The following is a 12,648-nucleotide window of genomic DNA, read 5'->3' as shown; positions in this document are numbered from 1 at the left end:
AGCCTTTAGGCTTTCCAGTTGAGCCAGAAGTATAGAGAATAAAAAGCGGAGATTCCGCTTCCATTGATTCGCATTCACAAATTTCAGAGGCTTTTTCAAATTCAGAATTATAATCTATAATTTTTTCGTTCTTAAAATTTGTTTCATTATTTATAAGTAAAATTCTTGCAATATTCGCATTAGATATTGCATCTAATACATTGTTTAATAGAGGAATTTTCTTCCCACCTCTACTTGAGAAACTTGTGGTAATAATAAATTTTGAGTTACCATCTTCTATTCTTCCTCTCAAAGCCTCTGATGAAAAACCTGCAAAAACAACTGAGTGTATCGCTCCAATTCTAGCACAAGCAAGCATTGCATAGGCCGCTTCCAAAATCATTGGCAGATAAATTGTAACTACATCACCTTTTTTAACATTATTATTTTTTAAGATGTTCGCAAATTTTGAGACATTATGATGAAGCTCTTTATAGGTAATTGATTTTGTGTCATTTGGATTGTCACCCTCCCAAATTATAGCAGTTTGATTGGCTTTTGTGGCAAGGTGTCTATCAACGGCATTATAACATAAATTGAGTTTTGCACCTTCAAACCATTTAATATAAACATTCTCAGGATTGAAGCTATAATCAGAAACTTTATCCCATTTTTTATCAAAGCTCAGAAAATTTTTAGCTTGCTCCGCCCAAAATTCATCAGGGTTTTCAATAGATTTTTTATATAATACCTCATAATTTTCTGCATTGATATGGGGTGTAAAATCCAATTTTTTTTGATTATTTTGCATAGAAAAATTAATTTAATACTTTTTACATAAAAAAAAGGGGCTAGAAAAGCCCCTTTGTAATGTATCTTTATAAATAACTACTAAAATTTGTAGCCAACACCTAGTCTTATAACTGGGTAAGTTTCAATTAAGTCAAAGAAGTTATCAATTTTTCTTCCTTCACTTCTTAAATCGTTTTGGAAAGATGCTTCAGTGGCAGCCGTTCCAGTTGCTCTAAGCTGTGTAGTGATTGAATCAAATGTAACACCAACATCAGCATCAAAGAAGAAATTATCATCTTCCATCCATTTTCTAGTGTATCCAAAGCCAAAATATGGGGTAAAATCTTCACCTTCAACTGTTCCTCTAATTGTTCCAATTTGAGATGCTGAGTAAACGCTTCCTCCAATTTGAGAAGGTCCAGACGGAGTTGAAGTGAAATCTATCGATTTTTGACCATAAAAACCACCTGTTGAAATCCTGAATGCATTTTTGAACGGGTGAACATCAATCAAAGCGCCAACATTGAAGAAATCTAAATCATAATTATATGTAAGTGCAGAAAGAGTTGGGTTATCAGACCATTGCATATAGTTTGGTCCGCCCCTAACAGCGAAATAATCATTTATTTTATAAGCAGCTTCAATACCTAGACCTTGCGTTCCAATAGTTGGAGTAATTGAAAGTTTTTTATCAATAAATTTATCATAGCCCTTATCTGCAATTTCAGTTGTTTCACCAACAATTTTGCCACCCACATCATAAACTGTTCCTACAACTTTACCGCCTGCATCAAAAACTTTACCAACTACTTTTGCAGTGCCTTTAACAGCAGTTCCAGCAATTTTTTTGGTTGTTTCAATAGCAGCAAATGAGCTAGTTGAAGCTGAAATAATCGCTAAGGCGATAAAAAATGATTTCAATTTATTCATATTATTATTTTAAGTTGAATAGCTTTTATGCTTACAAATAATTTTTGTTCAAGCTTTTTTGTTAAATAAAATTAACAAATTGAATTTTGATTAGCAAAGCTGCATATTAATTGCAACATTATCTAGATTCTATTTTTATCTTTTGGCTTAATTGCATCTTGAGGTGGAGTGTTAATTTGACTATCATCAATATAAATGCCATTAAATTTATTTAGATTCTTCATAATTTCTTTAGCTAAATCTTCATGAGTCATAACTTTGTCATCAATTTGGCCAGCATCTCCAATGATTTGACTATAAATACCATCATTATCAGCATGAATTTTAATAGAGTAGTCAGAAAATGAAAACCTATATTCAGACAAACCAAAATTTTCTTTGCCCGAAGTGGTATTTAATTTTTCAAAGTTATCTTTATTTGTAGCTTCAACAATACTTTGAATTGTTATAAAGTCTTTAGAAATTAAATTTGCAGGAACGAATAAATCCCCTGTTCCGAAATCTATTTTGATATCACTAATTGATTGACCCAAAACCTTTGCAACTCTTGCTCTATCAGCCCCAAATTCAACAAGCTTTTTGTTGTAGCTTGGATCTTTCTGATTAGCTGCCCACATAGGTGTTCCATATTGCCCCTTGAACATTTTATCCGAATCTAAAACGTAATTTTAACCCTCTAATACAAAAAGTGTTTTTAGGTCTTCATTGCCTTTTTGGCTAAGAATTTCCTCAGCTACATTTTTATTTATAGAGAATTTTTTATTGCTATTATTTGCAGTAACTTTTCCTTCGCCAAAAATTGCTTCAAGCTCTGTTTTTATATTTTCCATAATACCCCCGCAAGTTAACTGTTGCTAAAATAACATAGTTTATTTAATGGTCAAGATGGTATAGAGGAAAACCTTTAAACTGAAATTACTGAAAAAACTATAAAATGCACAAAATACTCATCTTAGATTTCGGCTCACAATTCACCCAACTTATAGCTCGCAGAGTTAGGGAAATTGGCATATTTTGCGAAATCAAACCTTATAATACCTCTTTAGAATTTGTCAAAAATTATGGTGCGAATGGCATAATTTTATCAGGGGGGCCTGCAAGTGTTGGCTTCGATAAAAGCCCGAAAATTAGCAAGGAAATATTTGATTTAGGCTTGCCAATCCTTGGTATTTGCTATGGTCAGCAGCTTATGAGCTCCATGTTAGGTGGTGCTGTTGAGCCTTCGGATCATCGTGAATTTGGTAAATCTTTCGTGCGAGTTAAAGCGGAAAGTCGCCTCACAAAAGGCGTTTGGAAGGCTGGCAGTGAGCATCAAGTTTTAATGAGCCACGGCGACAAGGTTTCAAAACTTCCAGATGGCTTTACCGCAATTGCAGAAAGTGATGGCGCACCTTATGCCGCTTGCGCTGATGAAAAACGCAATTTTTACGGTGTGCAATTCCATCCTGAAGTTGTTCACACGCCTGATGGAGCGGAGCTTCTCAAAAATTTTTGCCTTGATATTTGCGCCTGCAAACCTGATTGGAACATGCATAATTTCATTGATATGGAAGTTGAAAAAATCCACAAACAAGTTGGCGATAAGAGGGTTTTATGTGCTGTCAGCGGTGGCGTTGATTCCACAGTTACAGCGGCGATAATCCACAAGGCGATTGGCGATCAACTTACTTGTGTGTTTATTGATCACGGATTACTTCGCAAAAATGAGGCTAAGCAGGTGAAGGAGCTTTTCGATGGCTTCCATATTAAAATTGATATGGTTGATGCTTCAGATTTATTCTTAGGAAAACTTGATGGTGTTACTGACCCTGAGAAAAAACGGAAAATTATTGGTGCTACTTTCATTGAAGTTTTTGAGGAAGAAGCGAGGAAGCTTGGCGGAGCGGATTTCCTCGCTCAAGGCACGCTTTACCCTGATGTTATTGAATCTGTTTCCGTTCACGGCGACGCAGCTGTTACTATAAAATCGCATCACAATGTTGGTGGTCTTCCAGAGAAAATGAATATGAAATTAGTTGAGCCACTTAGGGAATTATTCAAAGATGAAGTTCGTAAGTTAGGCTTGGAATTGGGTTTGAAAGAAGATATGATTAAACGTCATCCCTTCCCTGGCCCCGGTCTTGCAATTAGAATTCCGGGGGCGATTACCCGTGAAAAAATTGCCATCCTGCAAGAGGCTGATGCGGTTTATATTGAGGAAATTAAAAAAGCTGGTTTATACGATAAAATTTGGCAGGCATTCACGGTTCTTCTGCCCGTGCAATCTGTTGGTGTGATGGGTGATGGCAGAACTTATGAATATGTTCTGGCTCTTCGTGCAGTAACTTCAACTGATGGTATGACGGCGGAATATTATCCATTTGAACATGAATTTTTAGGCAGGGTATCAAATTTAATTGTAAATAAAGTGCGAGGTGTCAACCGTGTTGTTTATGACATAACGGGCAAACCACCTGGAACAATTGAGTGGGAGTAGACTTGCAACATTAAAATGGAAGTGATAATAACAGCTTAAATCTACCTAATTAATAACAAATGCTTAAGCCTTATAATAATTCTATTCTTGAGATTGAGCCTTATATTCCAGGGGCTTCAGTTAAAAGTAAGAAAAATAGATCAATAAAATTATCATCTAATGAAAACCCTTTTGGTTGTAGTGATGCCGTGAAAGAGGCTATCACCAAGCATTTTACCTATTTGCACAGATACCCAGAGGGAACAAGTTTAGAAGTTCGCAAAAAAATTGGGCAAGTCTATAATTTAGATTACAATAAAATAATTTGTGGTGCTGGCTCTGATGAGTTGATAACCTTAATTTGCCTAGCTTATGCAGGGCAGGGGGCAGAAATTATTTATACTAAACACGGATTTTTAATGTATCCTATAACGGCACTTTCAGTAGGTGCAAAGCCAGTTATAGCTGATGAGGTGAATCTAAAAGCTGATATTGATGAAATTTTAAAAAAAGTAACTGGTAAAACTAGAATTCTATTCCTCGCAAACCCAAATAACCCAACTGGAAGCTATCTTTCACACGCTGAAATTTTGGAATTAAGAAAAAAACTTCCACAAAATATTCTGCTTGTTTTGGATTTAGCTTACGCTGAATTTGTTGAAAATCCTGATTATGTTAATGCTAAGGAAATATGCGATGAATTTGATAATGTTATAATGATAAGAACTTTTTCAAAAGTTTATGGCATTCCATCGGTTCGGCTGGGTTGGGCTTATGCAAATGACAAAATTATTGATGTTATAAATAGAGTTCGAGGGCCTTTCAATGTTTCATCGGTGGCACAAATTGCAGGCGTTGCAGCTTTGGAAGATCAAGATTTTGTTAAAAAAACCATCAAGCATAATAATATTTGGCTTAAAAAACTTACGGAAGAATTTTCTGCGTTAGGTTATAAGCCTTACCCATCAGTTGCAAATTTTATTTTAACTGATTTTGGCTCAAAAGATAATGCAGAAAAAATTGATAATTTTCTAAAAGAGGAAGGAATTTCAGTTAGAAGAATGGACGCTTATAAACTTCCAACTTGCATAAGAATCTCAATCGGCACTGAAGATGAAAATTTAGAGTTGCTAAAATCTCTAAAGAGTTTTAGATGATTAAATTAACATTGATTATTTCTCCCCCTGTCTACGGGGGGAGATTAAGAGGGGGGCTTGAGGAAATTAAGTTTTCATTACAATTTAATGCCCCCACCCTTACCCTCCCCCGTAAACGGGAGAGGGAATAATTAGTAAGTTGAATTCAAATATCTAGAAAATAGCCATATAAATAAGATTATGACAGATCTACTAAAAGAAATTCAATCAGAATTGAAACAAGAAAAGTTTGAAAAAGCGATTATTCAGCATGGCTCAAAGCTAGTGTTGATAGGCGTTTTAGCGGTTGTGGTTACTTTTTTCTATTCTTTTTATAAAAAACAATCAGTAATTTCTTCAATGGAAGCTGGTACAAGTTTTTATAGAGGTTTTGTTAGCAATAAACCTGAGGATTATGAAAAACTTTTCAAAAAAAATAATGTTGGTTTTTCAAACTTAGCTAACCTACAACTTTCTGGAATCAATCTCAGCAAAGAAAATAATGATGCCGTTAAAAAAGATTTATTAAGAATTATTGAAAATGAAAAATCTGAAAAAGCCTTCGTTGATTTAGCAAAAACTAATCTCGCATATATTTTTATAAAAGAAAATGATACTAAAAACGCTGAAAAATTACTCTCTGATTTGGTTAATAATTCAGTTTTCAATAATATTGCTAGGGAAATGCTCGCTTCTATTTTTATCAAACAAGGCAAAATTGCCGAGGCTAAGATTTTATTAAATAATATAATCGCTGATGAAAAAGCCCTAGATTCAGTAAAACAAAGGGCAAATGTTGTATTATCAATAATATCTAAATAATTTTCTTGTGTATGAAATTTAATTTAATCTCGCTATTTTTATTGCTGTTTTTATTTTCCTGTTCAGAAGAAAAATCCGCTTATAATGTTGAGAAAGCTAACCAAAAAGAGCTTCAAGTTAACCTTACTGATAAAGATAAATTTGTTAAGGATTTCTTCTCAAAATTGCCAAGCCCTTCTGTAAATAATTTTTGGTTTAGGAATGGCTATCAGCCCTCTGAAAATGTTTATCTTAATGATTTGAAAGGGGAATATAATGAAATAAACATCGGTAAAAAAGCAAAAAATGGTTTTGATTTATCATCTGAGCCAGTAATTGCGGAAGGTAAAATCTTCACGCTTGGCGGTGGTGGAGAAATTCAAGCGAGGGATTTTGAAAATCCTGAAAAATTATATTGGGAATATTTGCTTGATGCAAAATATAATACTTCTGCAAAAAAGAACAAAAATTGGCGTAAAATAACTTCAATGTTTATGGACGCTGATGAATTTTTAGGTGGCGGAATTTCTTATGGTTTAGGGCTCATTTTCGCTTCATCTAAACGCGGGGAAATTGCAGCACTTGATGCAAAAACTGGTAAGCTTGCATGGGAAGCGAAATTGGAATCCCCAGTTCGCTCCGCACCTATTGCTAGAGATGGTAAGCTAATAATTTCAACTTTGAATAATAAAACTTACGCACTTGATACAATTACTGGTGAAACAATCTGGACGCATGAAGGTTTAGCCGGCAGGACAAATATTTCTGGCACGCCATCGCCTTTAATTCATAATGGAAAAGTTGTGATAACTTATTCTTCAGGTGAGATTTTTGATTTAGATTTTGAAAGCGGTGCAGAAAATTGGAGTGCCTTGACATCTTCAACGCTATCAAACTCAGCAAATGCAATCATTAGCGACATAGTGAACTCTCCACTTTTACATAAAAGTGCATTATTATTCATTACCAGTGATGGCAGAATGTTGGTGCTTAGTGAGGAAGATGGCTCAACAATTTGGGAAACAAAAAATATTGGTTTAGTTGGTCAACCTTGGGCAGTTGATAATTCTATTTTCGTAATAAATAGGTTTGGTGAGCTTCTGAATTTTGAATTCAAAACAGGCAAAATTATTTGGAAAAAATTACTCGCTGATGCTGAAGATATTGATGATGATAATCTAGTATTCACTTCTCCTGTTTTAGCGGCTGATTTAATTTTTATCGCTGATAATGCTGGAACTCTGAGGGCTTATTCTCCTAAAAATGGTAACTTAGTTAAAGAATATGATATACCTGAAGATATTTATCTCTCTCCAGTTATTGCGAAAGGTAGAATGTATTTCATAAGTAACAACTCTGATTTAATTGAAATGAGATAATTATGTTACTCGCAATAGACATTGGCAATACAAATATTGTTTTTGGGATTTTTGAAGGTAAGAAAAATGGAAAATTTCTTTCTTCTTTTCGATTTGAAACAAGGCATAACAGAACCGCAGATGAATATTTTGCCCTATTCCAGCCTTTGTTTCAAAAATTAAATGTAAAAAATAAAATTACTAAGGTTATAATTTCTTCAGTTGTGCCTCAAACTGATTTTGAAATTGAGAGTTTTTGTAAAAAACATCTTTCTATTAATCCAACAAAAGTTTCTGAAGTAAAAAATAAACTCAATATTGAAATTAAAATTGATAACCCCAACGAGCTTGGTGCAGATAGGCTTGTTAATGCAATTTCTGCCTATGATTTAATTAAAAAATCTTGCATTGTAATTGATTTCGGCACTGCAACAACTTTTGATGTTATTGATGAAAATGGCAATTATATTGGCGGCGTGATTGCATCTGGTGTTAATTTATCAATTAAAGCTCTGCAAGAAGCCACTTCAAAATTACCAAAAATTGCTATTAAAAAACCGAATAAAGCAATCGGAAAAAACACCATAGAAGCCATGCAAGCTGGCGTTTATTATGGATACCTTGGAATGGTTGAAAGAATAATTGATGAGATAAAATCAGAGAATAAAAATATAAAAAAAGTTATTGCAACAGGCGGGCTTGCAAGTTTTTTCAAATCTAAAAAAATAGATTTAATTGATGAAAATTTAACACTAAAAGGTTTGCAAATAATTGCGGATATGGTTTAGTTTTTAACAATTTACAATTTGCTAAACTCATTTATTAACAATAATACCAAATAAATAAATTCTAAAAATCTAATATCTATAATGTCTAATAAAAAATTGAATAAGGAAGATCTTGTTTTTTTACCCCTTGGTGGATCAAACGAAATAGGAATGAATGTTAACCTCTACCATTATAATGGCAAGTGGATTATTATTGATTTAGGTGCTGGCTTTGCTGGTGATGATTTTCCGGGGGCAGATATGCTCGCACCTGATTTATCTTTCGTTTATGAAAATAAAAAGGATTTCTTAGGAATAGTTTTAACGCACGGCCATGAAGATCATCTTGGTGCAGTTGGCTGGTTATATGAAAAGCTGCAATTACCAATTTACGCAACGCCTTTTACTGCTCAAATAGTTGAAAATAAGCTCGAGCAAGTTGGAATGAAAGGCAAAGCAAAGGTTAAAATTATCAATCCGGGTTCACGATTTAATCTAGGTGATTTTGATTTAGAACTTATTCAGATAACCCATTCTATCCCTGAAATGAATGGAATAATGCTTAGAACGCCAGTTGGAAATATCTTCCATACTGGTGATTGGAAGTTTGATCCAAACCCTGTTGTTCGCCCAACTACTGATTTTAACAAGCTGGAAGCAATTGGTAAAGAGGGCGTTCTGGCTATGGTTTGTGATTCCACGAATGTTTTTAATGATAGGTTTTCTGGTTCAGAGGGTGATTTGGAAGAATCTTTAACTAAGCTAATTGGTGAGCAACGCGGAACGGTTTATGTTTCAACTTTCGCAAGTAATGTTGCGAGAATTGAAACTATCTGCAAAGCCGCAATGGCTAATAAACGCAAGGTTGCACTTGCTGGTTTGAGCCTTCATAAAATTACAAAATTTGCAAAAAATACTGGTTATCTAAAAGACATTGAGCCTTTTATTAATGATACAGATGTTAAAAATTTACCTCGTGATAGAGTTCTTGTAATCTGCACTGGTTGCCAAGGTGAGCCTAATGCGGCACTAACAAAACTTGCGAATGGTGAAAATCAATATCTTAAAATTACCGCAAAAGATACGGTGATATTTTCTTCAAAAATTATCCCCGGTAATGAGAAGAAAATTTTTGCGATTATGAATAAATTTGTTCGCTTAAAATGTGAAGTTTTCACTGAAAAAGATAGAAGAGTTCACGTTTCTGGCCACCCTTCATCTGAGGAATTAACAAGAATGTATGAGCTTGTGAAACCGCAAATCGCTATCCCAGTTCACGGCGAACCAGTTCACATTCACGAACATATAAAGCTCGCAAAAAGAATTGGCGTTCCTAAAAATGTTGAAATCCAAAATGGTGAAATGGTTAGAATTTCTGGAGAAAACCCAGAGAGTTTGAAACATATCAAATTTGGTTATCTTGGCGTTGATGGCTATATGCTTCAACCTAAAGATGGTGCGGTAATGGCAGTTAGAAGAAAACTTAGAGAAAACGGAATTATAATTGTAAGTTTTACCTTAAATCAAAAAGGTAAGTTAGTTTCAGATATAATTGTAAAAAGCCCCGGTAGCGTTGATGAAAATGAAAACCAAGAGTTTATAACTTATCTAATTGATGGCGTTGCTGAAATTGTTGAAACTAACGCAAAAACTGATGAAGATAAGCTAATCAAGAAAATCCGTCGTCATGTGAAAGATGTTTTTGATAAAGAACTCAACAAAAATCCAATCGTTGAGATATGCATAAATAGGCTAGATTAAATCTTCTTAGGCGGTCTGCCACGGCGTGGTTTTGAGTTATCTGAGGAAGATGAATCTCTAAACCTGTCATTCTCAAATTTGAAAACATCAGGGTTGCGATTATTTATATTATTAGAACTATCATAGCTTGAATCGTAATCATTGCTATGGCTCTGCCTTTCGGAATATGAGCCACCTCTTTCAGCACCCCTATTAATTCTTGGTTTTTCTAGTGCCATAATGGGGTAACCTAAGTATAAACTGCTTTTCCTATATCTTGAAATTGAGGAGCGAACCAAAACGCCAATTATAGCAGCACTTGGAATTGCAATCAAAACGCCAGTAAAGCCCATTATTGAACCACCTGCAAGCAAGGCAAAAATTATCCAAACTGGGTGTAGATTAACTTTCTCACCAACAAATTTTGGAGTAATAATATAGCCCTCAAGTAAATTGCCGAGAATGAAAGCTGCAATAACGGAAATAGTCATATCAAAATCTTGAAATTGGAAATATGAAACCATCAAAGCCAAAATGAAACCTAAAGACATTCCAACATAAGGAATAAAAGTCAAAATGCCAGTCATCACGCCGATTGCGAGGGCATAATCAAGCCCAATAAGGCTTAAGGTTGTGCTATAAACCACTGCCATAATAATGCAAACCGTAACTTGGCCGCGAATATAAGCAGAAACTGTATCGTCAATTTTTCTAAGCTCACCCCTAATAATTCCAAGATTAGTTCTTGGCAGTAAATCATCAATTTTTTTTACCATTAAATCCCAATCTCTAAGCAAATAAAAACTTACTATTGGGCTGATTATAACTATAGAAATAAAATTAAAAATTGCCTTGCTTGAAGTAACAATAGATTGCACTGAAATTGCAATAAACTGAATAATTTGAACAGCGAATTTATATGCAAAATCTTGGATTTTGCCATCTAAATCAGGGGCATATTTTGTAATTAGTTTATGCCCATAACTACCTTTTCTAAATTCTAACTCACTAAAAATTTGTGGAAATTTAACCGAGAATTTTTTGAATTGGTCAATAAAAACAGGGCCAATAAAAAATATTATTGCGGCTAAAATCACGCCAAAACCAGCAATTGCAATGATTGTAGAAACTGACCTTGAAAACCCAGATGCCTCTACCTTATCAGCGATTGGGTGCAGAAAATAAGCAATCACGCCCGCGAATACAAAAGGGAAAAGAATATCCGAAACCAAATAAATCGCTAATGCAAATACGATGAAAATCAGCCCCCAATTAATAACAGATTGTTTAATATGCATAATTTATATCAAGTTAAATCTAAAGAAGGGAGTGATTACTAAGAATAGATTTTATTAAATTATCTGTTGTTTTTCCTCTAAAGTGTCACCCCGCATTTAGTGGTTAAGTGTATTGAATCTATACTTATTAATCACTCCCCTAAAGAAATATAATAATGTCTTTAATTTTCTAAGCAATAAGTTTATAAAATCTTTGATTATTACTCAACTTTGCTTTAACGAATTATTCAAAAATAATTTTTCATCTATGAAATATAAAGAAGCAGGCGTTGATATTGACGCAGGAAATGAACTTGTAAACCGCATCAAACCTTTTGCAAAAGCAACTACACGCATCGGTGCTGATTGCGATTTGGGTGGTTTTGGGGCGTTATTTGACCTAAAAAGAACTGGCTATAAAGATCCTATTCTCGTTTCCTCAACTGATGGCGTTGGCACTAAACTAAAAATCGCTCAGGAGCTTGGAATTCACGATACAATAGGCATTGATTTAGTTGCAATGTGCGTGAATGATTTAGTAGTGCAGGGGGCGGAACCTTTGTTTTTCCTTGATTATTTCGCAACTGGTAAGCTGGAAGTTAATGTCGCAACTGATGTTATAAAAGGCATTGCAGAAGGTTGCAAGCAGGCAGGTTGTGCATTAATTGGCGGTGAAACAGCTGAAATGCCAAGTATGTATAAATATGGCGAATATGATTTAGCTGGCTTTACAGTTGGTGCGGTTGAGCGTGAAAATATCCTCCCTTCTAAAAATGTAAATGTTGGCGATGCAGTAATTGCTGTTGCTTCAAGCGGTATTCACTCAAATGGTTACTCGCTAGTTCGTAAAATTTTAGCGGATAATAACATCAAATTTACTGATAAAGTTGATGGCTACGGCTTTGCAAAATCTATTGGAGAAGAACTCCTCACCCCAACAAAAATTTATGTTAAGCAGTTGCTATCTATTATCAATCAACCATCAACCATTAACCATCAACCAATTAAAGCCCTCGCGCATATTACAGGTGGTGGAATTACTGAAAACTTCCCTCGTGTTCTGCCAAAAGGAATTACCGCGCAAATTAATTTGAACGCTTGGAAGTTCCCTCCTTTATTCAAATTCTTGCAAGATAAAGGCAATGTTTCAACCGAAGAAATGCTTCGCACCTTTAATTGTGGTTGCGGAATGTTGCTTGTAGTGGAACGCTCTGAGGCCAATTCAATCATCTCTAAACTGGAAAAACAAGGCGAACAAGCTTTTATGATTGGTGAAATTATAAAAGGCGATGAAGTTATCTATTCTAAATAGGGGGGGGTTAATACTATTTTTCTGCCACTAAATCTGCTATACATATAACCTATTTCAGCTTCTGGGCGTTGATATCCTCTAGCAAATTCTAAAACATTGGG

At 34.6% G+C, this 12,648-nt stretch carries 12 protein-coding genes; 7 read left to right on the top strand and 5 right to left on the bottom strand.

Annotated elements, in window-relative coordinates:
• The 4 genes from SFT90_01465 to SFT90_01450 all read right to left on the bottom strand — a co-directional run.
• On the bottom strand, positions 1 to 790 hold a 790-nt coding region (locus tag SFT90_01465; protein ID MDX1949151.1), incomplete at its 3' end, for an AMP-binding protein.
• A gap of 80 nt (positions 791 to 870) precedes the next feature.
• The gene (locus SFT90_01460; GenBank protein ID MDX1949150.1) at positions 871 to 1,701 is read right to left on the bottom strand and encodes a hypothetical protein; all 831 of its coding nucleotides are present in this window, start codon (positions 1,699 to 1,701) and stop codon (positions 871 to 873) included.
• Between the two features lie 122 nt (positions 1,702 to 1,823).
• Complete coding sequence (locus tag SFT90_01455; GenBank protein MDX1949149.1) at positions 1,824 to 2,345, bottom strand: hypothetical protein; 522 nt, start codon at positions 2,343 to 2,345, stop codon at positions 1,824 to 1,826.
• 24 nt (positions 2,346 to 2,369) lie between these two features.
• Positions 2,370 to 2,531: a hypothetical protein gene (locus SFT90_01450; protein MDX1949148.1), complete on the bottom strand. Its 162-nt coding sequence runs from the start codon at positions 2,529 to 2,531 to the stop codon at positions 2,370 to 2,372.
• 104 nt (positions 2,532 to 2,635) lie between these two features.
• Here SFT90_01450 and guaA point away from each other — a divergent pair, with 104 nt between their 5' ends.
• The 6 genes from guaA to SFT90_01420 all read left to right on the top strand — a co-directional run bounded on the left by guaA (position 2,636) and on the right by SFT90_01420 (position 9,979).
• Positions 2,636 to 4,177 (top strand): glutamine-hydrolyzing GMP synthase, encoded by a 1,542-nt coding sequence (guaA, locus tag SFT90_01445; GenBank protein ID MDX1949147.1) that lies wholly within the window; start codon positions 2,636 to 2,638, stop codon positions 4,175 to 4,177.
• A gap of 59 nt (positions 4,178 to 4,236) precedes the next feature.
• Positions 4,237 to 5,313: a histidinol-phosphate transaminase gene (gene hisC, locus SFT90_01440; GenBank protein ID MDX1949146.1), complete on the top strand. Its 1,077-nt coding sequence runs from the start codon at positions 4,237 to 4,239 to the stop codon at positions 5,311 to 5,313.
• Positions 5,314 to 5,493: 180 nt separating this feature from the next.
• Positions 5,494 to 6,114: a tetratricopeptide repeat protein gene (locus tag SFT90_01435; protein ID MDX1949145.1), complete on the top strand. Its 621-nt coding sequence runs from the start codon at positions 5,494 to 5,496 to the stop codon at positions 6,112 to 6,114.
• An 11-nt stretch (positions 6,115 to 6,125) separates the two neighbouring features.
• On the top strand, positions 6,126 to 7,472 hold the full coding sequence (locus tag SFT90_01430) for a PQQ-binding-like beta-propeller repeat protein (GenBank protein ID MDX1949144.1): 1,347 nt from the start codon (positions 6,126 to 6,128) through the stop codon (positions 7,470 to 7,472).
• A gap of 2 nt (positions 7,473 to 7,474) precedes the next feature.
• Positions 7,475 to 8,239: a type III pantothenate kinase gene (locus SFT90_01425; protein MDX1949143.1), complete on the top strand. Its 765-nt coding sequence runs from the start codon at positions 7,475 to 7,477 to the stop codon at positions 8,237 to 8,239.
• Positions 8,240 to 8,320: 81 nt separating this feature from the next.
• Positions 8,321 to 9,979: a ribonuclease J gene (locus tag SFT90_01420; protein ID MDX1949142.1), complete on the top strand. Its 1,659-nt coding sequence runs from the start codon at positions 8,321 to 8,323 to the stop codon at positions 9,977 to 9,979.
• Here the strand turns inward: SFT90_01420 and SFT90_01415 are convergent.
• On the bottom strand, positions 9,976 to 11,256 hold the full coding sequence (locus SFT90_01415) for an AI-2E family transporter (protein MDX1949141.1): 1,281 nt from the start codon (positions 11,254 to 11,256) through the stop codon (positions 9,976 to 9,978). The genes SFT90_01420 and SFT90_01415 overlap by 4 nt on opposite strands.
• A 247-nt stretch (positions 11,257 to 11,503) precedes the next feature.
• On the opposite strand from SFT90_01415, the gene purM reads away from it, so the two are divergent.
• Positions 11,504 to 12,547: a phosphoribosylformylglycinamidine cyclo-ligase gene (gene purM, locus SFT90_01410; protein MDX1949140.1), complete on the top strand. Its 1,044-nt coding sequence runs from the start codon at positions 11,504 to 11,506 to the stop codon at positions 12,545 to 12,547.
• Positions 12,548 to 12,648: the final 101 nt, after the last annotated feature.

The organism is Rickettsiales bacterium (assembly GCA_033762595.1).
In the GTDB taxonomy this organism is placed as follows: domain Bacteria; phylum Pseudomonadota; class Alphaproteobacteria; order Rickettsiales; family UBA8987; genus JANPLD01.
Note: the sequence above shows the minus strand (reverse complement) of the source record. Positions and strands in the feature narration are given on the sequence as shown.